The organism is Desulfovibrio simplex (assembly GCF_055387835.1).
This window is the reverse complement of the sequence record NZ_AP042377.1, coordinates 2,945,013-2,966,807: the sequence shown is the minus strand read 5'-3', so window position 1 is coordinate 2,966,807 and position 21,795 is coordinate 2,945,013. Positions and strand designations below refer to the sequence as shown.

The window sequence follows — 21,795 nt, the reverse complement described above, 5'->3', positions numbered from 1 at the left end:
ATTATGGATGGGCAAAAGCCGGTGAGAGACGCCCAAGCGGTGTTGCCGCCTGTCGTTTGCCGCTTTCGGCCTGCGTCCGGCCCTGGTGGACGGAAACCGCGCACTGGCTTCGGGTCTGGCTGCTCTGCGTCAGGTCTTGCCCTGCGGCCGCCCCACTGGAGGAAAAGATGAGGTCGCCCATCATTGCGGCAGCCGCGGAAAGGGGGTTGGGGCTGACGGAAATCTCGTTGCCGGCGGAATCGTAAACAACAATGGCCCTGGGCGTGATGACGCTGAACCCGCCATTGTCCAGACCCAGAATGCGCACGATGTGCGCATTCACAAGGATGCTTCTGCCATTGTCAAGGATGATGCTGATTTCATCAGGCAATCCCACGGCAGAGGCGCGAACCGTCAGGATGTTTCCATTGGGCAGTACGGCGTGCGCAAGTTTGCGCGCAACTGGAAAACGCGCCGCCTGCGCGGCGTTTTTACAGGGCACGTCCGGTGCGGCGATTCCGGTTTTGCCAGCGGGCGCGTGTGGCATGGTGGCCTCGTGGTTTGTATGCTGCCCGTCAGGGCATGTGACCAGAGCAACGTGCCTGTGAGAATGCATTGTACGTTTTCACAGGCACGACCGTTACGATGCGTAACAGCGGAACGGCATCGTGTTCCCGGTTGGGGTAAAGCAAAAAGTATTCCAGGTAGATAGGGAAATTTTTGCCCACCGGGTGGGATGGGGGAGCGGCTGGGGGCAGGACGGAGGAGATTGAGCGGCGTTACGCCGCCGTAGCGACCGTCTGCCCTCGCAGCTTCAGGGATGCGTTGCGGCGAAAAAGCCCCGGAGCATTTCGTGGCAAGGATTTTCAGGAAAATCCTTGCAGGGCAGTTAATTCATTTCATTGGCAAACGACCCTAGAGCAATTTCCCTTTGAAATTGTTCTGCTGACGCGAAGGGGGCAGCCGCCACGAAGTGGCGTGGATTCTGGCGAAAACTACGTTTTTCGCCAGAATGATGCGTTGAAACAAAGAGTGGTTCAAAAGCAAATAGCTCTAGAGCACTTTAACTTTGAAAAAGTGTAAATGCTCTAACGCTGCACGAACGTGCAGCGCGCCACAACGTGGCGTGGATTCGAAAACTTTGGAATGTGAGGCATTTCAAAGTTAATCTGCTCTAGACAGTGTCGTCACGAGATGAATTTCCTGTCATATCAAGAAGAACGAGCCTTTTATGCAGGGAGTGTACTCTGCTGGTACTCGACCGGAATAAAAGGCGAAGTTCGACGCAGAAATGACTGGAAAGGCGCTCGTGACAACACTGTCTAATCCCCGACCACAAACGCGCCGGGGTAAAGAATGGAGAAGACTTCAAGCTGCTTTTGCGCTCCAAAGGAGTCGGGCCACGGCCCCACCTGCACGTTCCACATGTTGTTGCTGCCAAAGCGAATGCGGCTCTTGTGTCCCGCCCTGGCCAGGTCGTTGGTGAGTCTGTCGGCGTTGGCCTTGTTGGCAAAAGCCCCCACCTGCACAAAGTAGGCTCCGTCAATGTCGCCGTCGCTGCGCATCTGCGGGACGCCGCCAAGGCTTTGTATGCGCACGCGCCCCGTGCCAGGGCCGATAATGTTGAGCTGGCTGGCGGCGGCGCGTGAAAGGTCAATGACGCGGTCGCCCACAAAAGGCCCGCGGTCGTTGATGCGCACAATGATGCTGCGGCCGTTGCTCATGTGGGTGACGCGCACCTTGGTGCCCAGGGGCAGCAGCTTGTGGGCCGCCGTCATGGCGTACTGGTTGTAGCGCTCGCCGTTGGCTGTGGTTTTGCCGTGAAAGCCCGGACCGTACCAGGAGGCTTCGCCCTCTTCGACAAATCCGTGGGCGGACTTGAGGGGGTAGTAGGTTTTGCCGCGAACCGTGTAGGGTTTGGTGCCGGTGATGCCGCCCTTGCGCCAGGACCCCCTGGAGCCGCACCCGGCCAGCAGCAGGGCGCAGAGCGCGAGTAGAAGGCAGGTCCGCAACGCGCGGAGGGCAGGGGTCATGCTTTGGTGGTCTCCAGCGGGTGAAGGTAGGGCAGACAGGGAAAACCCTCCTGCCTGCCGCAGGCCGCGCAGATGTCGGACGCTGTGTCCGTGGTGGCGTTTTCGGCAAGCAGACGGCTGAGCAGGCTGCTCCCTTCGTCGCGCAGCAGGCCGCGTTCATCGGCTCCCTGCAGCAGGGCTATGGCCGGTTCGCGGCGTCCGGCTTCAAGAAAGTCCCGTGCGGCAAGCAAATAGAGGCGCTCGTGCTCGGGGCCGTACAGGGCGTCCAGCATGGGCACATAGTTGGCCCCGAAAGCCTGCCGGGCAGGCAGTTCCTCACTGGCAAGCCAGCGGGCAAGATGGGTATTGTGTTTTTCAACTACAAGATACTGGGCCAGCATGCGCAGGCCGTGGGACAGCACATGGCTGATGCGCGACAGTTCGCGCGAGGAGCTTTCTGCCGTTTGGCCGACGAGCCCGCGCAGGGGATTGTACATGTCCGTTGTGACGCCGTCATGCCGCGCGACCTGCGCAAGGCGGTTGGCGTAGTGCTGGTTCTGAAAGGCGTCTTCCTTGAGTTTGACGCATTCATGAAACGCGTAGCCGATGCTCCAGTCGATGATGGCTTCAAGGGCGCGCTGTCCGGCGGCGCCGCCCGGCAGCAGATTGTTGGCATGGCGGAGCAGCGCCGCAACCTGGGCGGACTCGGCGGATTCGGGATCAGGTCTTTGCGCCAGCCCGCCATGAAGAGCATCCGGCGTTTTGCCATCGCAGGGCTGGCAGACCGGGCCGGGCGTATCGACGGGGGCCACGTCGCTGTGCGCCGGAGCATTGCGAAAGAGCAGGTGGGAGGTATCTTTCAGACGCCAGAAAACGCCCTTGCGCATGGCCTCGCCCAAAAGGTCGCGCAGGGCCGAGTACGAGACGGCCCCGGCCTGCTCAAAGCGTTGGCGTTGTGCCGAAAGAGCCTGAAAAACCGTGCAGTAGTCGCGAACAAGGTCGCGCATGAGAAAGTCACGGTTTGCCAGCAGCCAGCGTCCTTTCACGCCTCGTCTTCCTTGAGCAGGGCCCTGGCCACAGCCAGGTCGTAAAGCCTGAGGGGGTCGGCGTCGGCATTGCGTTCCTGCCGGTAAAGCTCGGAGGCATCCTGCACCACGCTCATGCTGAGCCAGGGGTGACGCTCCCACACTTCGGGCATGTCGGCCCGCCAGAGGCGAAATTCCACCTCGCCGTGCTCTCCACGGCGAACATAGACGCGGGAAAGCGTGTTACCCGCCTGGGGATGATAGTACAAACCGAGTTCATCTTTCATGACGTGAGGTTCCTTAAAGGTGATGCCAGCGAGGGCGTCATTTCACTGTTCAGCGGCAGTCTACGCTCAAATGGGTTTGTTTGCCAAGCGTGGATGCAGAGCATATGTGAAAAAAAGTACATGATTCGAAAAAAAGTTGCACAAATGACAAAAAAATGCGTATTAGTAGCGTCTATAAAGACGGGACAAGCACGGCCGCCGGAATGCGCTTTCTGGCGCAAAGGCTTGCTTGGCGGGCTTTGGAGTCTGCTTTGCGATATATTCCCGGCCCGGTTGTCATTAGCGCAAAAATGCGTTATGCAGTGATCTGACCGCGTTGCGGCCTGAGGGGCCGAGGCTTTGGCTCGCCCGTCTTACGCGATCCTTTGGGGCGTCCCGATTTTCACGGGATGGGCGCGTTCCGGCGGGGGGCAATACCCGTTGGCAGTAAAGAACCCCAAGCGGTTCTTGCCCGCACGTCCGATGAAGATGGCGTTTTGCGCCAGATCACGGATCGCCGCATTTGACCGGCACGTCACGCGCTGCGTGATACAAACAAACCATGTGGAGGTATGGCAATGGCGAAACATGCAACCCCCCTGTTGGACCAGCTGGAAAGCGGCCCCTGGCCGAGCTTTGTGTCCGACATCAAGCAGGAAGCGGCTGTTAGGGCCAAAAATCCCAGGGGTATCGAGTATCAGATCCCTGTGGATTGCCCTGAAGACCTGCTGGGTGTGCTTGAACTTTCCTACAATGAGAAGGAAACCCACTGGAAACACGGCGGTATCGTTGGCGTGTTCGGTTACGGCGGCGGCGTTATCGGCCGTTACTGCGACCAGCCCGAAATGTTCCCCGGCGTTGCTCACTTCCACACCATGCGTGTGGCCCAGCCCGCGGGCAAGTTCTACCACACCAAGTTCCTGCGCGACCTTTGCGACATTTGGGACATGCGTGGCTCCGGCCTGACCAACATGCACGGCTCCACCGGCGACATCGTGCTTCTTGGCACCCAGACCGCTCAGCTCGAAGAAATCTTCTTCGAACTGACCCACAACATGAACGTGGACCTTGGCGGCTCCGGCTCCAACCTGCGTACGCCCGAAGCCTGTCTTGGCCAGTCCCGCTGCGAATATGCCTGCTACAACACGCAGGACATGTGCTACCAGCTCACCATGGACTACCAGGACGAACTGCACCGTCCCGCCTTCCCCTACAAGTTCAAGTTCAAGTTCGACGGCTGCCCCAACGGCTGCGTGTGCGCCATGGCGCGCTCCGACTTCGCCGTGGTGGGCACCTGGAAGGACGACATCAAGATCGACCAGGAAGCCGTGAAGGCTTACGTGGCCGGTGAATTCGCTCCCAACGCCGGCGCGCACTCCGGCCGCGACTGGGGCAAGTTCGACCTGCAGAAAGAAGTGGTGGATCGCTGCCCCTCCCAGTGCATGAAGTGGGACGGCTCCAAGCTCTCCATCAAGACCGCTGACTGCGTGCGCTGCATGCACTGCATCAACACCATGCCCCGCGCCCTGCACATCGGTGACGAACGCGGCGCAAGCATCCTCGTGGGCGCCAAGGCCCCCGTGGTTGACGGCGCTCAGATGGGTTCGCTGCTCGTGCCCTTCGTCTCCTGTGAAGCCCCTTACGATGACGTCAAAGAAGTCATCGAAAAGATCTGGGATTGGTGGATGGAAGAAGGCAAGAACCGCGAACGCGTGGGCGAAACCATGAAGCGTCTGTCCTTCCAGAAACTGCTGGAAGTTACCGACACTCCCGCTGCCGCCTACCACGTCAAGGAACCCCGTTCCAACCCGTACATCTTCTTCAAGGAAGAAGAAGTGCCCGGTGGCTGGAACCGTGACCTTGCCGCTTACCGCAAACGCCATCAACGCTAGTCAAAGGGGGAGAAGAACATGGCTTTTATTTCTTCCGGGTACAATCCCGCCAAACCGATGGAAGGCCGTATCACCGACATCGGCCCCCACAAGTATGACGAATACTTCCCGCCGATTATCAAAAATAACTTCGGCAAGTGGTTGTATCATGAAATCCTTGAGCCCGGCGTGCTCGTGCACGTGGCTGAAAGCGGCGACAAGTGCTACACCGTCCGCGTAGGCGGCACCCGCACCATGTCCATCACGCACATCCGCGAACTGTGCGACATCGCCGACAAGTACTGCGGTGGCAGCCTGCGCTGGACCACCCGTAACAACATTGAGTTCATGGTGGACAGCGAAGAGGGCATGAAGGCTCTGCGCGACGACCTGAACAGCCGCAAGTTTGACGGCGGTTCGTTCAAGTTCCCCGTGGGCGGCACCGGCGCTGGCATCAGCAACATGGTGCACACCCAGGGCTGGGTGCACTGCCATACGCCCGCCACCGACGCCTCCGGCCCGGTCAAGGCCGTGATGGACGCCGTGTTTGAAGACTTCAAGACCATGCGTATGCCCGCTCCTGTGCGCATCGCCCTGGCTTGCTGCATCAACATGTGCGGCGCCGTGCACTGCTCCGACATCGGCCTTGTGGGTATCCACCGCAAGCCGCCCATGATCGACCACGAATGGGCTGACCAGCTGTGCGAAATCCCGCTTGCCGTGTCCGCTTGCCCCACTGCCGCCGTGCGTCCCACCAAGGTGGAACTCAACGGGCAGAAGGTGAACTCCATCGCCATCAAGGAAGACCGCTGCATGTACTGCGGCAACTGCTACACCATGTGCCCCGCGCTGCCCATTTCGGACGGCGAAGGCGACGGCGTTGCCATCATGGTTGGCGGCAAGGTTTCCAACCGCATCAGCATGCCCAAGTTCTCCAAGGTCGTTGTGGGTTACATCCCCAACGAACCGCCCCGTTGGCCTTCGCTGACCAAGACCGTGAAGCACATCGTTGAAGTGTACGCGGCCAACGCCAACAAGTACGAACGCCTGGGCGACTGGGCTGAACGCATCGGTTGGGAAAGCTTCTTCAAGCTGACCGGCCTTGAGTTCACCCACCACCTTATCGACGACTTCCGTGATCCGGCCTACTACACCTGGCGCCAGAGCACGCAGTTCAAGTTCTAGGATTACTTTGCTTAACCCCGGCGGCGCAGCAGCGCCGCCGGGACAGGAGAACCACCATGGCTGACGACAAAGACATTGTTGTTGAATTTTTGAACAGCAAATCCGGTTCCAAGTCGAAGTTCTACTTCAAGGACTTCACTGATCTGTTCCCTGACAAAGGCCCCCGCGACGTGAAGAAAATCCTCACCAAGCTGGTCAACGAAGAAGTGCTGGAGTTCTGGTCTTCCGGTTCCACCACCATGTACGGCCTCAAGGGTGCGGGCAAACAGTCCCACGCTGAAGGCGAAGACTAGCGGTTGATTTTTTTAGCCGGGTGCGGCTTCATGCCAGGCTTTCCATTCAGGGTTCGAGGCGGTTCATCCGCGTCGGCCAGGTCAGCTCTGTGCTTTGCGCTCACGACAAAAATATTCAAACGCCGGAATTGCCCCGTTCATGGCCTTCGCAGGGCTCGTCAGCCTTCGCGTGAAAGCCTCGTGCAAGAAATGCCGCAACGTACGTTGCGGCATTTCTTGCATTGTCCGGCAGGGCGTCCTCTCGCCCGAGCCGCATCTGCACGGCCCGAGAGCAGGCTGCTGCGACGTCGGACTGTAGCTGTGGAAGACTGGCGGGGCGGCAGATTGGTGCACGTCGCCAGAACCTTTCCGTGGTTCTGGCGACGTGCGTTGTAAAACATCAGGCAGGAACACTATGGGAACTTCCTTTACCCTCACTGATGCGGAAAAGAACTTTCTGAGCCGCCTGGCCCGGATGTCCATTGAGGCCGGACTTGTTGGCAAGGTGGTGGACGCCATCCCAAGCCCGCCGGAAGCTCTGGACAGGCAGCAAGGCCCCCTTCGGCGTCATCTTGGCGCTTTTGTCACCATTTCCACAGACAACACACTGCGCGGATGCATCGGCAGTATTGTGGGCCAGGAACCGCTGTACATAAATGTGTGGCGCATGGCCGCCTCCGCGGCGTTCAGCGACCCGCGTTTTCCGCCCCTGACCCTTGAAGAATGGCGACGTGATGTGGCGCTGGATATTTCCGTGCTGGACGAACTGACGCTCTGCCCAAGCCCGGAGGCCGTGGAAGTCGGCCGCCACGGGCTTGTGCTCCAATACCAGAACCAGAGCGGCGTTTTTTTGCCGCAGGTACCCGTTGAGCAGGGTTGGGACAGGATGGCCTATCTTGAGCACCTTTGCTTCAAGGCGGGGCTGCCCAAAGACAGCTGGAAGCAGCCCGGCGCACGTCTGTTCTGGTTTGAAGCGCTGGTTTTTCCGGCGTAGGCTGCGTGTATTTTGAGAGGTTTTGTGGGGGAGGGACCCTTTTGCGAAAGGGCTCATCCCCCATGCCCCCACCCCCCAGGAAAACGCTGATTTATTTCCTTTGGCGGCGTTGTTCACTTTTTTTGAAACAGTCGAGGACTGAAAAGTCCACTCCTGTTTCAAAAAAAGATCGCGCCTTGCCAAACGAAATAACTGCGCGCTTTCAAGAGGCTCTCCAATCAGTGCTTGCTTGGAGTTTTTCGTATCGGGAAAGGATATTCTCAAGACGAAAATACGTTTGTATCAGCTTTTGCCTCCACTCCATTTGCCTCCATTTTCTGCGCTTTATGCCCTTTCTGTAGTGCATGCGGCCGGAACCCTCGCGGTTAGCCCATTACAGCGCATTGATGCTTGCCTTGATTGCCGCAAGGGCATATGTTGCTTATGTTTCTCAGGGCGGGGTGCAAGTCCCCACCGGCGGTGATGCGGCAGCGTAAAGCTCCGTCAGCCCGCGAGCGCCCATGGTTGGGGTCAGCAGATTCGGTGAGAATCCGAAGCCGACGGTAACAGTCCGGATGGAAGAGAACGGTCATAGCCACGCGAAATCCTGTGCGCCATGCACTTGCCTTTCGTGTGGTCAGCGCGAAATTACAGCAGTGGCGGCCTGTCCGCGGCCGTTGTATTGGCGCAATCCGTCCACGCCCTGATGCACCATCTCCCGGTATTGAACCGGAACAGGAGAACGGCATGCATCAGACCTCACTTTCCCTTCATTCCTTTGGCAGCGCTGAAGAGCGCGTTCGTAACGCCCTGGCGTCCCTGCGCGCCGGAAGCGGCGTTCTTGTGGTGGATGACGAAGACCGCGAAAATGAAGGCGACCTCATTTTTCCGGCCCAGACCATCACGGAACAGCAGATGGCCATGCTCATCCGGCATTGCAGCGGCATTGTTTGCCTGTGCATCACAGACGGGCACGCCCATCGCCTCGATCTGCCGATGATGACGGAAAACAACACCAACACGCAGCAGACGGCCTTCACCATTTCCATTGAGGCCGCCACCGGCGTGACCACGGGCGTTTCAGCGGCGGACCGCGTCGCCACCATTCGCGCGGCCGTGGCTGACAACGCCCGCCCGGAAGATCTGCGTCGGCCCGGCCATGTCTTTCCCTTGCGGGCGCGTCCCGGCGGCGTTCTGGAGCGGCGCGGGCACACGGAAGCCACCGTGGACCTCATGCGGATGGCCGGACACGCTCCGTGCGGCGTGCTGTGCGAACTGACCATGGATGACGGCAAGATGGCGCGTTTGCCGCAGGTAGCGGCCTTTGCCTTTGCCCATCACCTGCCCCTGTGCAGTGTGGAAGACCTTGTGGCCTGGCGGCTGAGCCTGGCAGACGAGCAAATTGCCATATCCGCCTGATGTAATGCTTCGGTGGTTGTTAACTGACGGTCATTTTTGACTTTCGCGTCAAGTGGCCCTTTTCATTTTGGGTGAATTCGCTGGAGGATTCTTCCTTCATGAAAAGGGCCGCTTTTATTGTTATTATTGCTTTGATGGCCTGCGTGGCGGGTGAAGGGACTCCCGCAGCCGTTGCTTAAGGAAAATACAGTAGGGCTTGTCCTTTGAGAGGCGGGTGTTGTGCCCTGCGGGCACGGCGACTTTTCAATTTTTTAGTTTGGGCCGCCTGCGCGGCGGGCGGCAAGGCGGGGCCGGTTATGGGGCTGCGCCCCCTTCTCGGCCCCCCTTGCATCCCCCCCGAAGCACCCCGTGGGGCTTTCCACTTTTCACCATTCCACGAGGGCTGCGCGGCTTCTGCTCCGGGAGCTTTCTCGCTTCGCTCGGCGATCTCCCTGCGCGCCGCGCAATGCCAGCGCGCGACATGCGCTGTATAGAGAGCCGTAAGAGTACCTCATGCCGACGTGTTAGCTTCGATTCTTTATGGCACCGCCCCCGGTAGCAATACGCTTCCTGCCTGAGAAACAGTACAGGTTATGTGCTTTGTTTGCTTGGCAGACTTTTGGGGAGGCATGCTTAATCTGCTTTTTTTGAACGCAACAAAAACCCATGCCAAGCCCGAATCTTTCGGCACTTCTCCAGCCAACCAGATGTCTCCGGGGCTCTCATTCAGAGTGTTCACGCACGATGGCATTGCGCGGCGCGCAGGGAGATCGCCGAGCGCAGCGAGGAAGCTCCCGGAGCAGAAGCCGCGCAGCCCTCGTGGAATGGTGGGAACGGGAAAGCCTTTAAGGGCTAGTCCGTGGGAGTGGAGAGACACGACAAGCCCAGCGGGGTCGTCCGGGGGGAGTGCAGAGGGGGCCTCGGAGGGGCGGCAGCCCCTAACAGGCCCCCATCTGCCGCCCGCCGCGCAGGCGGCCCAAACAGCAGAAAAGGATAAGCCGTCGTGCCCGCAGGGCGCAAAAGCCACCGCTCAAAGGACAAGCCCTGCTTTGTTTTCTTCAGAGCGCCAGCCCGTAGCCCTCACATCGCCGCCCGCCGCGCAGGCGGCCCAGTAAAAAAGAAAAGCTCCCATACCCGCAAGGGCACAGAAGCTCACTCTCAAAGAACAGGCCCTTTTTTAATTCTTCACCGGAAAATCCGGGTACCACCCCCCACGCCAATCCCTCCGCTCTAGCAAGGGGGGCGCAGCCTCTCCGCCAACCGGGTGTAGCGCTTGCGCGTCTTGTTGTTTTTGACGGCCATATGCAGCGCGCGCGATTCACCCACCAGAATGACCAGCTTTTTGCCGCGCGTGGCCCCCGTGTAGACCAGATTGCGCTGCAGCAGCATATAATGCTGCATCATGATGGGGATGACCACGGCCGCATACTCCGACCCCTGGGATTTGTGGATGGATATGGCGTAAGCCGGGGCCAGTTCGTCCAGTTCATCGAACTCGTACGGCACCACGCGATCGTCAAAGGTGACGCTGAGGGTGCGGTCTGCAAGGTCCATAAAGCTGATGCGCCCCATGTCGCCGTTAAAAACGTCCTTGTCGTAGTTGTTGCGTATCTGCATGACCTTGTCGTGCAGACGGAAGGCACGCTCGCCGCGCCGCACTTCCAGGCCGTTGGGATTCAGGGCTTCCTGCAGGCGGGCGTTCATCTGCCCCGCGCCCACGGCTCCCTTGTGCATGGGGGTGAGCACCTGAATATCGTCAACGGAATCAAAACCGAAGCGACGCGGAATGTGGTTGCGCACAAGGTCCACGATAAGCTCGGCGGCCTTTTCGGGATCGTTCTGGTGGATAAAGTAAAAATCCGAGAGTCGGTCCTTGCTGGATTCCAGCGAAGGCACTTCGCCTCTGTTGATGAGGTGGGCGTTGCAGATGATTTCGCTCTCCGCAGACTGACGAAAAATTTCCGTCAGTTCCACCACGGGCACAACGCCGGAGCTGATCACGTCGGCCAGCACGTTGCCCGGCCCCACCGAGGGCAGCTGGTGCACGTCGCCCACCAGCACAAGGGTAGCGCCCAGCGGCACGGCCTTGAGCAGATGGTAGAAAAGCAGGGTGTCCATCATGGACGCCTCGTCCACCACCAGCAGGCCGCAGGCGAGGGGGTTATCCTCATTACGGGCGAAGCCGTCCTCCTTGGGGCTGTATTCCAGCAGACGATGGATGGTGCGGGCCTCGCGCCCGGATGTTTCGGCCATGCGCTTGGCGGCGCGACCTGTGGGCGCTGCCAGCAATATGCGGGCGCGCACCTCTGCAAAAAGATTTATGATGGCGTTGATGATGGTGGTCTTGCCCGTGCCGGGGCCGCCCGTGAGCACCATAACCTTGCTGCGCGCGGCCATGCGCACGGCTTCAAGCTGTTCGGGCGCAAGAGCTATGTCCAGTTGCGCCACCACCTTGTCCACGGTGGCGTCAGCATTTTCAAAACGGATGGATTTGGGAGAATTGAGCAGCCTTTGCAGATAAAAGGCTGTTTTGGATTCGCAGTGAAAATAGCGGCGCAGGTAGATGCCGGTTTCCGGCAGGCAGACGTGCGCGTCGGAATCCGGGCCAGCGCCGGGCATATCCATATCTTCACGCACAATGCGCTCGTCCTCCTCAAGGGAAGACAGGGCTTCGCTCACCAAGCCCTCGTCCACGCCCAACTGGGCGCATACGGCATCCATAAGGGCGGATTCCGGCAGGTATACGTTGCCGTCGTCCGTGGCTTTTTGCAGCACGTACAGAGTGCCCGCCTGAATCCGCAGGGGGTGGTCATGCTCAAAGCCGAGCTTGCGCGCCGCCGCATCAGCCGTGACAAAGCCGATGCCGTGAATGTCCATGGCCAGGCGGTACGGGTTCTCGCGCACAATGTTCAGCGCATCGCCGCCATAGGCGCGGTAGATGCGCACGGCATAGGCCGGGGTGATACCGTGGGGCTGCAAAAAGAGCAGAAGGTCGCGTATGCCCCGGTGCTCGGCCCAGGAAGTGCGTATGCGCTCAAGACTCTTCCGGCCCACGCCGCGTACCTTGAGCAGGCGTTCCGGCTCTTCGTCCAGTACGCGGATGGTGTCTGTGCCAAAGGCTTTGACGATGCGGGTGGCCATTTCATCACCGACCCCCTTGATGAGGCCGGACGCCAGATACAGGCGGATGCCCTCGCTGGTGGCGGGCATCATTTCCTCGGCGGAGCTGAACTCGACCTGGCGGCCAAAACGGGTGTTGTTGACCCAGCGCCCGCTGAGCTTCATCTGCACCCCTGCCTGCGGATTGACCATATGTCCCACGCAGCTCACCGAGTCACGCGGACGGGCGAGGCCGCCGTCGCCGCCCGAACCGTTGACGCTGCCGGGCATGAGACGCAGAACGGTATAGCCGTTCTCCTCGTTGTGAAAGACGACGCGCTCGATGGTGCCGGTAAGTTCGACGGCATCCGGGTCTTGCAGCAGGGACATTTCCTTCATGTCAGCGGTTTTCCAGGGCAGGGCTTTTACCGTCAGGGATGGCCTTGCGGTTGCGCGACCACCAGAACCAGTCGCGCTGTTCCGGCGGCAGGTGCGGGTTACGGGCCTGCGCCACAGCGCAGTGCATGACGTCCAGGCAGCAGATATCGACCTTCTGCCCCTTGAGGCGGCAAAGGGCGTCATACAGTTCCTGCGGGTCGCGGCTTGCGAGGTCGTCCAGGCTGGTCACGCCAAGCAGGTCAAAATCTTTCAGCGCGGCTGGCCCGATGGAGCGCAGGCCTTGCAGAGGGTGCTTCTTCATACGCCAACGCCCATGCGTTGCTGCAAAAGCAGCGCATCGGCCAGGGCCAGCGCCGTCATGGCTTCCAGCACGGGCACCACGCGCGGGATGGCCGCCAGATCGTGCCGCCCGCCCACAAGCACCGTGGCGGCATTGCCTTCCTTGTCCACGGTGTTCTGCGTGATGGCAATGGACGCGATGGGCTTGACCGCCGCGCGCAGCACAATGTCCTGACCGCTGGAAATGCCGCCAAGAATGCCGCCCGCGTGGTTGGAGGCAAAGCGTGCCCTGCCGGGGCCTGGCTCGTCAGCGGGAAGCAGCGCGTCGTTGTTCTGCGAGCCGCGCAGGGCCGCCGCCGCAAAACCTTCGCCTATCTCCACGCCCTTGACCGCGCCCACGCTCATGATGGCGTGGGCCAGCACAGCCTCCAGCTTGTCAAAAACGGGTTCGCCAAGCCCTGCGGGCACGTTGCGCGCTTCAATGCGCACAATGCCGCCCAGAGTTTCTCCGGCCTTGCGGGCCTCGGCCACCAGGGCGTCCCACTGTGTGACCGCTGAGGGCGCGGCGGCGCAATAGGGGCGCGTGGCGGCCCCGTCCATATCCATGCCCCATTGGGGTATGGCAACGCCGCCCAGTTCAACGCAGCCGCCAAGAATTTTCACGCCACGCAGGGCCAGGATTTTTCTGGCCACAACGCCGCCAGCCACACGAGCCGCTGTTTCACGCCCGGAAGAACGCCCGCCGCCCCGGTGGTCGCGCAGGCCGTTGTACTTCTGAAAATACCCCCAGTCCGCATGGCCGGGGCGAAAAACTTCCGCCAGATTGCCGTAATCGTGGGAACGCTGGTCTTCATTGGCAATAAAGAACGCGATGGGCGTGCCTGTGGTGAGCCCCTCATAAACGCCGGAAAGCAGGCGAACGGTGTCGGCCTCCTTGCGCTTGGTGGCTGTTGGCCCCTGGCCTGGCTTGCGGCGATCCAGTTCGGCCTGCATATGGGCTTCGGCAAGTTCGAGGCCTGCGGGGCAGCCGTCAATGACGCCGCCAAGGCCGGGCCCGTGGGATTCGCCAAAAGTGGTCAGGCGCAGGGCGCGCCCAAAGGTGTTACCGGCCATCATGCACCTCGCGCAGGACAGAAAAAATGGTTCGGGGCAGCCGTTTGGCAGCCAGAATCTTTTCAGTATAGAAAAGGGAAGCGCGGCTGGCAAGCCGTGGGCATGACGCGCCATGGGCCGCCTGCGCGGCGGGTGGAGGTATCGCGCGATAGGTACTTCAGAGAAAAGAAAGCAGGGCCTGACCTTCAGAGCGGTGGTTGCCGCACCCCGCCGGGCATGGCGGCTTTTTACTGATTTAATTTGGGCCGTCTATGCGACGGGTGGCAGCGGTGGCCTGCCAGGGGCGGCCTTGTCAATGGGGCCAGTATGTTATTCTCCCTGAAGTGCCAGCCGCGCATGCTCTCTATGTCGCGAGACGATCACGTCATCCCTGTGCAACCCGTTTCCACGTGCATAAGCTGACGCGGCGCAGCACAAAAGATTCACGGGCTTGCAGCCCGAAGGCAGTTGTCATAAAGCCTTTGGAGGAGAACTTATGAGCGACCATAAAGAACAATGGGGCCGTTTGCTGGCTCCGTACCGCATAACGCGCCAGGGCAAGATGCTTGCCGGCCTTGATGTTGTGCGCAATCCCTTTGTGCAGGATTATGACCGCATCATCTTTTCCAGTTCTTTTCGCAGGCTGGCCAAGAAAACCCAGGTGCATCCGCTGGTGCGCAATGACCATATCCACAACCGCCTTACCCATTCGCTTGAAGTAAGCAGCGTTGGACGTTCACTGGGCCTTCAGGTAGGGCAGACCCTGGCCGACCGGGGACACCTGCCGGACGGTTTAAGACCGGATCATCTGGGCCAGATCATACAGGCGGCCTGCCTGGCGCATGATATCGGCAACCCGCCCTTTGGCCATGCCGGTGAAGAAGCCATACGCGACTGGTTCAAGGATACGGGCCATACCGAGCATTATTTCAAGGATCTGCGGCCAGCGGAACGGGCGGACTTTGAGGCCTTTGACGGCAACGCCCAGGGGTTTCGGGTGGTCAATACGCTTGAGAACAACAAGGACGCCGGGGGGTTTCGCCTGACCTTTCCCGTGCTGGCAAGCCTTGTGAAGTATCCCCGCTCCGCCCATGAGGCATTGGGGCAATCCAGCGGCAAGTTTAATTATTATTTGGCGGAGCAGGGCATTTTCACGGAAATATTCACAACCCTGGGCCTGATGCGGGACGGCCGCGCGCGGCGGCATCCGCTTTCCTACCTGCTGGAGGCGGCGGACGACATCTGCTACCGCATCATAGATATGGAAGACGCGCGCGAACTGCGCATCATTGCCTATCAGGACATCAAGAATGTGGTAGAGCCGCTGCTGGGCGACAACGATATGGATGCGGAACGCCTCAAAGCTATGGACTCCGACCGGCGGCGCTCCGGCATGCTGCGCACCAAGGCCATGGCGCGCATCATCCCTTCCGTGGTGCAGACATTTATGGATTGTTATGAAGACATGATGGCCGGTGCGCTCGAGGGCGATCTGCTCAAGCACGCACAGCCGGATGTGGCGGAATTTATGAGCGCGGCAAAAGAGGTCTTTAACAGCAAGATCATGAATAATCCGCAGAAAACCGCGCTGGAAATAGGCACGTACACACTGTACAAGCGCCTGCTGGACATTTTTATCCCGGCCTGCTTCAATTTCAGCAAAAACAATTCCATGTCCTATCAGGAAAAACGCGCACTTACTCTCATGGGCGCCAATGCTCCCCTGAAGGGCGAGTGCCTGTATGCGGCCTATCTGCGCGTGCTGGATTTTGTGTCCGGCATGACGGACGATTACGCGACCTTCATTTCGCAGCAGTTTTCAGGCACAGCGGCGCAATAGCGCATCCCGCCTGGCAAAATGGGCAGACAAACGCGCGGGGCAAGATCGCCAGTGACGGCAGGAGGTTCCAGCCACAGCCGCCAGAACAATGGCAATGAAAATTGCTCCAGATCATGCCAGCGCTGAAATGCTGCACAGTTCGACGTTGTCATTCTGCCGAAAAATGCGCTTTGCGACAGCCGCTAGCGGGTCTTTGCCGCTTGCGCCTCTGCGGCGGGCGTCTGCTCACGCAGCCGCCAGTGCAATTTCAAAGGGAACGTGCACGAGAGCATTTTAACTTTGAAAAAATGTAAATGCTCTAACGCTGCACGAAAGTGCAGCGCGCCACAACATGGCGTGGATTCAGCATGGCGTGGATTCAGCCGCAAATCGCATTTTCGGCTGAATGAAAACTTTGAAATGTGAAGCATTTCAAAGTTAATCTGCTCTAAAGGGCTATGGTTGGTTGCATACGGGCCGCGGGCAGCGGGCGTTCCGGCAGCAGGGTATGCTGCACGCGCTGCCAGCGGCGCGCGTCATCCAGAGCATTCAGGGCAAGGTCGCGCAACTGCAGATAACTTTCGGCCAGGCTGTGGCGGTCAGTGTCAAGAATATGATCGGCGCGGCGCGGCTCATCAAATTTGTCGGTAAGGCCGCACAGTCCGGCGACGTGCGTGTGCCCGGCCATGGCGTACAAGCCCCTGGTGTCACGCTCTACCAGCGTTTGCAGCGAGCAGCGCACCCACACTTCGCGGTACAGGGGCAAGAGTTCACGGTTTTTCTGGCGCATGCAGGCATAGGGGGTGGCAGCCGCCACAATGCACAGACGCCCCTGGGCGTGCTGCTGCAACGCATGATCGCGCAGGGCGTTGGTTGCGGCAATGCGGACCTCTGGGGCGACATCGACCTGTCGGCAAAATCTGCCTTCGTCAATAAAGGCTGTTTCAATGCCCTGCCCCTCCAGGTACAGGCGCAGAAGGGAACCAAGTGCGGTTTTGCCGCTGCCGGAAAGGCCCAGCAGCCAGAGTACAGGCGTCATGCTTACCTCGCTTGCTTGCGGGTTGCGTTGGGCGCGCGTGCCGCGCCAAAGAACACCTGTAAAAATGCAATAACCCGGCCAGTGTAAAAAAGATGTTTTATTACATATGACTATAATAAAAATTGGGAAAAGGCGTGGTTTTTTGACGGTGCAGCAAGGGCGGTCAGGCAATCCACCCCACGTTGCGGCGCACGGCACTTTCGCGCAGCGGTAGCGCATGTAACTTCTTGCAAAGGTAAAATGCCCTAGACCGGCAGGCGTATCAGGCGGATGGTTTCCGGCTGGATATACAGCAGCTTGTCCTGCTCGATTTCCTGCGGGCGGGTCACAAAGCTGCCCTTGCGCACATTGAGGATGGCCTCCGCCTCATGGCTGCAGTCAAAAAGATGCAGCACGCCATCTTTCAGACTGTCGGCCGTTGTCCAGTGGCGGTTCACGGCCGGGCCGTCAGGCGTGATGTGGCGCAAAAAACGAAAGACAAGGGCGCGGTTGTTGCCGCCATTAAGCCACTGGTCACAGCAGTCCCACACCTGCTCGGTTGAGGGATCCTGGTCCGTGCCAAAGGGCTGGCGTACGTCCAGGGGGAATACGCGACTCTGCGCGCGCAGCATGCCGTCCACGAGGTTGCAGTAATCGGTCTCCTGCTCAAGCACGGCCCTGAACACTTCCGGCGAGGCCGCCAGAGCCATCAGGGTTTCATTAAGGATGTTGCGCGCCCTCAGCACCCGTATGCTGTGGGTAAGGCGCAGGGCGTTCAGAACCGCGTAAATCGCGCAAAATGTGTCCAACTTGCCCTGATAAAAAGGTTTCAGCATGAGGCCTCCCGTCCCTCTTATGCCCATTGCCGCCGGGGGGGTCAAGAGCGGCGGCCCGGCCCCGCGCACGCCCCCCGCGACTCCACGCCGCGCCCCTGTGCCCCGGGGCGGCAGTTCAGGGGGGAACCGCTTTTTCTTTACAAGCATTCTCGACACGTGTATAAAAGGACTTTCTTTAACTATATCACAATACCTTGATATGCAGATATTAACTACCCCACAGCAATTGGCGGCCCAGTGCCGCGCCTGGCACAAGGCCGGGGACGACATCGCCCTTGTTCCCACCATGGGCTACTACCACGCCGGACATGAAGACCTTATGGCCTACGGTCGCACGTTGGGCAAACGGCTTGTGGTAAGCCTTTTCGTCAATCCCACCCAGTTTGGCCCCGATGAGGACCTTGGCGCATACCCGCGTGACGCCGAACGCGACGCGGGCATTGCCGCCAGCCATGGCGCGGACGTGCTCTTTATGCCCGAACCGGGGTCCATGTACGCACCGGACCACGCCACCTGGGTTGAGGTGCCCGACCTTGCCAAGGGGCTGTGCGGTCAGAACCGGCCCATACATTTTCGCGGCGTGTGTACCGTAGTACTCAAGCTTTTCATGCTGAGCGCGGCGGACGTAGCCGTTTTTGGGCAGAAAGACTGGCAGCAGCAGGCCATCCTGCGGCGCATGGTACGGGATCTTAACCTGCCTGTGCGCATTGAAACGCGACCCACCGTGCGTGAAGCCGACGGCCTCGCTCTCTCGTCGCGCAACGTCTACCTTACCCCTGAGGAACGCGCCCAGGCGCCGGAAATACGCCGGGGCCTGCTGCACGCGCAAAAGCTGGCGCAGGAAGGCGAAACCAGCGCATCCCTGCTGCGCGAGTCCGTGCTGCGTCGCTGGGCGGAGTTACTGCCGCTGGGGCGGCTGGACTATCTCAGCATTGTACATCCCGAATCCGTGGCCCCGCTCGACAAGGTTGACGGCCCGGCCCTCATGGCCTGTGCCGTGCGCATGGGCAAGGCCCGCCTTATCGACAACATTATTCTACGTTAGCAACTCACCGCGCCTGCGGTGTGATCCCTTAAAGGAGAACAGCATGCAGACCAAGGGCAAATACTTCTTTACCTCCGAATCCGTCACCGAAGGGCATCCCGACAAGGTGGCAGACCAGATTTCCGACGCTGTTCTGGACACCTTGCTGGCCCAGGACGCCGACGCCCACGTGGCCTGCGAAACCCTGGTAACCACGGGCATGGCCATTATCGCCGGTGAAATCAGCACCACCGGCTACGCCGACCTGCCCACCGTGGTGCGCGAGACCATCAAGAACATCGGCTACAGCAACTCCGACATGGGTTTTGACTGGAAGACCTGCGCCGTCATTTCCACCATCGGGCATCAGTCGCCCGACATCGCCCAGGGCGTTGTGCGTGAAAAGCCCGAAGACCAGGGCGCGGGCGATCAGGGCATGATGTTCGGCTATGCCTGCGACGAAACCGCCACTCTTATGCCTGCCCCCATCTACTGGGCGCATCAGCTTTCGCAGCAGCTCACCAAGGTGCGCAAGGACGGTCTGGTGGACATTTTCCGCCCGGACGGCAAGACCCAGGTTTCTTTTGAATACCAGGACGGCAGGCCAGTGCGCATCAACAACGTGGTGGTCTCCACACAGCACGCCGCCAGCGCCAGTCAGGCGGATGTGGCCGAAGCCGTGAAAAAACACGTGATTCGCCCCATCCTTGAGCCCTCCGGCTACTTCACCGAAAAAGATTGCGAAATCTTCATCAATACCACCGGGCGTTTTGTGGTGGGCGGTCCCATGGGCGACTGCGGTCTTACCGGTCGCAAGATCATTCAGGATACCTACGGCGGCAGCGGCCACCACGGCGGCGGCGCGTTCTCCGGCAAGGACCCCTCCAAGGTTGACCGTTCCGGCGCGTACATGGGCCGCTACATCGCCAAAAACGTCGTGGCCGCCGGCCTTGCCCCTGTGTGCGAAGTGCAGATCGCCTATTGCATCGGCGTGGCCCAGCCCGTGAGCGTGCTTGTGTCTTCGCAGGGAAGCAGCGAGATTCCTGACGAAATCCTGACCAAGGCCGTGCGCGAAGTCTTTGACCTGCGCCCCTATTTCATCAGTAAGCGCCTTGACCTCAAGCGCCCCATCTATCAGAAAACCTCCTGCTACGGCCACTTTGGGCGCGAACTGCCCGAATTCACGTGGGAAGCCACCGACGCCGTGGCCGACCTGCGCACCGCCGCCAAGGTGTAGCCCTGGCCCCAGGCCTTTAGTCCGTTTTTTTGCGAGAGAGGCCCCTTTTTGTAAAAAGGGGCCTCTCTCGCGCTCTCTCCATCAAAAACTTTTATGAGGTGTTTTAGAGCATTTTAACTTTGAAAAAGTGTAAATGCTCTAAGGAAGCACGAAAGTGCAGCGCGCCGCAACGTGGCGTGGATTCAGCCGCAAATCGCATTTTTCGGCTGAATGACAACTTTGAAATGTGAAGCATTTCAAAGTTAATCTGCTCTAATAGGTTGTAGAGTCCGGCTAACTTGAAAAAACGAAGTTCTCGAAGGACCGCGCCCTGAGAGCCCGTGTTCCGCCGGTGGCAACCCCAAACGTTCCCTTTGCCCAAACGACGGGGGGGAAACCTTGCACAGGTTTCCCCCCCCTTTTTCGTCGGGTCAATACAGGCCTTGAGGCAGGAATGAAAATTGAGATGCCAGGGAAACACCCATGCCGATGGGCGCAACACATATGGCTGAACAGCGGTGAAGGCCTCTGCACGCTTTGTTCTGAATCGTGGCAATTGCATAAAATGAAAAACTGCACATTCACATGGCAATCAATAAATAATGGCTCTGTTCCAAGAAAGGGTTTATGAGCATGCAAGTCATTGACTGCTTCAAATAATAAATAATGTCAAATATTTACCTTGAATTAATTTATATTTTGTTTTGGGTTTCCAATTGAAGGAACAAGTCTGACATTTTTAAGTTTAGTGCCGAGCATATTGAAATAAGAATAACAACAGATGGTTTTCTGTCACCTCGAAGTACTTCGCGTAAATATACAGGTGTTATGCCAGTTAATTTAGCTAATTGTCTTTTCGACATTTTCAAATGCGCACGTCTCCGCTCCAATACCTCCGAAATTTCTTGATATATCTCTAATTCGCTTCTCATTTTACTAAGTTATCATATTTCCTCTTGACATCATGAGTGTCACAATTGTAACCCTGGTTATTATTGTAATCCATTCTGATTTTTGGGGAGAATGAGATGCCGCTACTGATTAAGGCATCCCTTTTGCCATATCCCAAGCAAAAGCGGCCTTGGCGGAAATGGCTCCCGAAGAACAAGGCTTATTTCAAACCGGGTTTGAAAAGAAAAAGCGCTCAACAGGATGGATGGTGCGTCTTTCAATTTTCTTTTCTATCCAATTGCTATTATTATGTAAAATAGAATTATGCCGGGTATTTGTCTTAACATTAGGTGGATGTGTATTTTGGGCAATAGCTGAAATATTTATGACTCCATGACGAACAAGAGAATACCATAGTGATATAGCTTTAAAAATACTTACAGATATGAAAATTATGAATAGCTAAAGATGATTGCGTAAAACATAAATTAATATGCCTTGTGCAATCATATGCTTTATACAGGAGCTAAATATGGTTGGCTTCCAAAAGAAAATATGTCCATCCTGTAGTGCAATAAATCGGTTAAATGCTAAAAAATGTTATAACTGTGGGCACAGCTTGAATGCATCATCTGTATATTTTTATGATATTATTCCTGTTGCAATAATTATACTCATTTTAATAATGATAAATTTTTTTACTATTTTTATATTCTTATTATGATTTACCAATATAATTTTTGTCAGATGAAAATATATAAAAACAAAGTTGAACCTCCAATTAATTCTCGAGGTGTCATTGCACGAACGTACAAATATATGGAAAGTTCATATCCAAATTATAGAATGAATAATAAACAAAAAAATTAATGAATTCATGGGATAAAATGTACCCAGTTCATGATTGGGAATGTAAACGATCTAAAAGAATAGAGATAATTCAAGGTGATGAAAATAAATTTGCAAAAGATAACTGTATTATCTTAGAAAAATATAAAATTTAAAGGTGTTTATAGCTTACAACTGGTTATAAGCCCTTCCTTCAAACAGAGCCATAAATCATAGGCATGGCGCATATAAGAAAATATCATCTGATATCTATCTTCCGTATGAATATGCCGCATGATATCCAACACCCGAA

General features: G+C 57.9%; 20 protein-coding genes and 1 riboswitch. Of the genes, 10 read left to right on the top strand and 10 right to left on the bottom strand.

Annotation, left to right across the window (positions count from 1 at the left end; genetic code table 11):
- Position 1 precedes the first annotated feature (1 nt).
- The 4 genes from ACZ5DH_RS12190 to ACZ5DH_RS12175 form a co-directional block, all read right to left on the bottom strand.
- On the bottom strand, positions 2 to 526 hold the full coding sequence (locus ACZ5DH_RS12190; protein ID WP_464254529.1) for a hypothetical protein: 525 nt from the start codon (positions 524 to 526) through the stop codon (positions 2 to 4).
- 775 nt (positions 527 to 1,301) lie between these two features.
- Positions 1,302 to 2,012, bottom strand: a complete 711-nt coding sequence (locus ACZ5DH_RS12185) for a septal ring lytic transglycosylase RlpA family protein (protein WP_464254528.1) — start codon at positions 2,010 to 2,012, stop codon at positions 1,302 to 1,304.
- Positions 2,009 to 3,037, bottom strand: coding sequence for a hypothetical protein (locus ACZ5DH_RS12180; protein ID WP_464254527.1), 1,029 nt, complete (start codon positions 3,035 to 3,037; stop codon positions 2,009 to 2,011). The genes ACZ5DH_RS12185 and ACZ5DH_RS12180 overlap by 4 nt, the downstream gene beginning before the upstream one ends.
- Positions 3,034 to 3,303, bottom strand: coding sequence for a hypothetical protein (locus ACZ5DH_RS12175; protein WP_464254526.1), 270 nt, complete (start codon positions 3,301 to 3,303; stop codon positions 3,034 to 3,036). Before ACZ5DH_RS12175 ends, ACZ5DH_RS12180 begins: the two co-directional genes overlap by 4 nt.
- Positions 3,304 to 3,860: 557 nt before the next feature.
- Between ACZ5DH_RS12175 and dsrA the strand changes: the two genes are divergently transcribed.
- From dsrA to ribB, 5 genes are all read left to right on the top strand, one after another.
- Positions 3,861 to 5,174, top strand: coding sequence for a dissimilatory-type sulfite reductase subunit alpha (gene dsrA / locus ACZ5DH_RS12170; protein WP_464254525.1), 1,314 nt, complete (start codon positions 3,861 to 3,863; stop codon positions 5,172 to 5,174).
- Positions 5,175 to 5,192: 18 nt separating this feature from the next.
- Positions 5,193 to 6,338 carry a dissimilatory-type sulfite reductase subunit beta gene (gene dsrB, locus ACZ5DH_RS12165; RefSeq protein ID WP_464254524.1) on the top strand — a complete coding sequence of 382 codons (1,146 nt, stop codon included), beginning with the start codon at positions 5,193 to 5,195 and terminating at the stop codon, positions 6,336 to 6,338.
- A 56-nt stretch (positions 6,339 to 6,394) separates the two neighbouring features.
- Positions 6,395 to 6,631, top strand: a complete 237-nt coding sequence (locus ACZ5DH_RS12160) for a dissimilatory sulfite reductase D family protein (RefSeq protein WP_464254523.1) — start codon at positions 6,395 to 6,397, stop codon at positions 6,629 to 6,631.
- 394 nt (positions 6,632 to 7,025) lie between these two features.
- Positions 7,026 to 7,604: an AmmeMemoRadiSam system protein A gene (gene amrA, locus ACZ5DH_RS12155; protein WP_464254522.1), complete on the top strand. Its 579-nt coding sequence runs from the start codon at positions 7,026 to 7,028 to the stop codon at positions 7,602 to 7,604.
- A 422-nt stretch (positions 7,605 to 8,026) separates the two neighbouring features.
- Positions 8,027 to 8,174: riboswitch (FMN riboswitch) on the top strand.
- Positions 8,175 to 8,330: 156 nt separating this feature from the next.
- Positions 8,331 to 9,002 (top strand): 3,4-dihydroxy-2-butanone-4-phosphate synthase, encoded by a 672-nt coding sequence (gene ribB, locus ACZ5DH_RS12150; protein ID WP_464254521.1) that lies wholly within the window; start codon positions 8,331 to 8,333, stop codon positions 9,000 to 9,002.
- A gap of 1,209 nt (positions 9,003 to 10,211) precedes the next feature.
- Here ribB and recD2 read toward each other — a convergent pair.
- Genes recD2 through aroC form a run of 3 tightly spaced genes read right to left on the bottom strand, consistent with a single transcriptional unit; the run spans position 10,212 to position 13,871 of the window.
- Entirely contained in the window at positions 10,212 to 12,479 is a 2,268-nt protein-coding gene (gene recD2, locus ACZ5DH_RS12145) for an SF1B family DNA helicase RecD2 (protein ID WP_464254520.1), read from the bottom strand.
- Between the two features lies 1 nt (position 12,480).
- On the bottom strand, positions 12,481 to 12,780 hold the full coding sequence (locus ACZ5DH_RS12140; RefSeq protein WP_464254519.1) for a helix-hairpin-helix domain-containing protein: 300 nt from the start codon (positions 12,778 to 12,780) through the stop codon (positions 12,481 to 12,483).
- Entirely contained in the window at positions 12,777 to 13,871 is a 1,095-nt protein-coding gene (aroC, locus tag ACZ5DH_RS12135) for a chorismate synthase (protein WP_464256554.1), read from the bottom strand. Before aroC ends, ACZ5DH_RS12140 begins: the two co-directional genes overlap by 4 nt.
- Before the next feature lie 475 nt (positions 13,872 to 14,346).
- Between aroC and ACZ5DH_RS12130 the strand changes: the two genes are divergently transcribed.
- Entirely contained in the window at positions 14,347 to 15,690 is a 1,344-nt protein-coding gene (locus ACZ5DH_RS12130; protein WP_464254518.1) for a deoxyguanosinetriphosphate triphosphohydrolase, read from the top strand.
- 427 nt (positions 15,691 to 16,117) lie between these two features.
- Here the strand turns inward: ACZ5DH_RS12130 and ACZ5DH_RS12125 are convergent, their stop codons facing one another.
- Both ACZ5DH_RS12125 and ACZ5DH_RS12120 read right to left on the bottom strand, forming a co-directional pair.
- A complete protein-coding gene (locus ACZ5DH_RS12125; protein ID WP_464254517.1) occupies positions 16,118 to 16,708 on the bottom strand; it encodes an adenylyl-sulfate kinase in 591 nt (196 codons plus the stop codon).
- A 245-nt stretch (positions 16,709 to 16,953) separates the two neighbouring features.
- Entirely contained in the window at positions 16,954 to 17,523 is a 570-nt protein-coding gene (locus ACZ5DH_RS12120; RefSeq protein ID WP_464254516.1) for a hypothetical protein, read from the bottom strand.
- A 199-nt stretch (positions 17,524 to 17,722) separates the two neighbouring features.
- Here ACZ5DH_RS12120 and panC point away from each other — a divergent pair, with 199 nt between their 5' ends.
- Positions 17,723 to 18,568 carry a pantoate--beta-alanine ligase gene (gene panC / locus ACZ5DH_RS12115; RefSeq protein ID WP_464254515.1) on the top strand — a complete coding sequence of 282 codons (846 nt, stop codon included), beginning with the start codon at positions 17,723 to 17,725 and terminating at the stop codon, positions 18,566 to 18,568.
- 43 nt (positions 18,569 to 18,611) lie between these two features.
- A complete protein-coding gene (gene metK, locus ACZ5DH_RS12110) occupies positions 18,612 to 19,784 on the top strand; it encodes a methionine adenosyltransferase (protein ID WP_464254514.1) in 1,173 nt (390 codons plus the stop codon).
- Between the two features lie 671 nt (positions 19,785 to 20,455).
- Here metK and ACZ5DH_RS12105 read toward each other — a convergent pair.
- Positions 20,456 to 20,695: a helix-turn-helix domain-containing protein gene (locus tag ACZ5DH_RS12105; RefSeq protein ID WP_464254513.1), complete on the bottom strand. Its 240-nt coding sequence runs from the start codon at positions 20,693 to 20,695 to the stop codon at positions 20,456 to 20,458.
- A gap of 149 nt (positions 20,696 to 20,844) precedes the next feature.
- Between ACZ5DH_RS12105 and ACZ5DH_RS12100 the strand changes: the two genes are divergently transcribed.
- Both ACZ5DH_RS12100 and ACZ5DH_RS12095 read left to right on the top strand, forming a co-directional pair.
- Positions 20,845 to 21,051, top strand: coding sequence for a hypothetical protein (locus ACZ5DH_RS12100; protein ID WP_464254512.1), 207 nt, complete (start codon positions 20,845 to 20,847; stop codon positions 21,049 to 21,051).
- A gap of 472 nt (positions 21,052 to 21,523) precedes the next feature.
- Positions 21,524 to 21,658, top strand: a complete 135-nt coding sequence (locus ACZ5DH_RS12095) for an endonuclease (RefSeq protein ID WP_464254511.1) — start codon at positions 21,524 to 21,526, stop codon at positions 21,656 to 21,658.
- Positions 21,659 to 21,795: the final 137 nt, after the last annotated feature.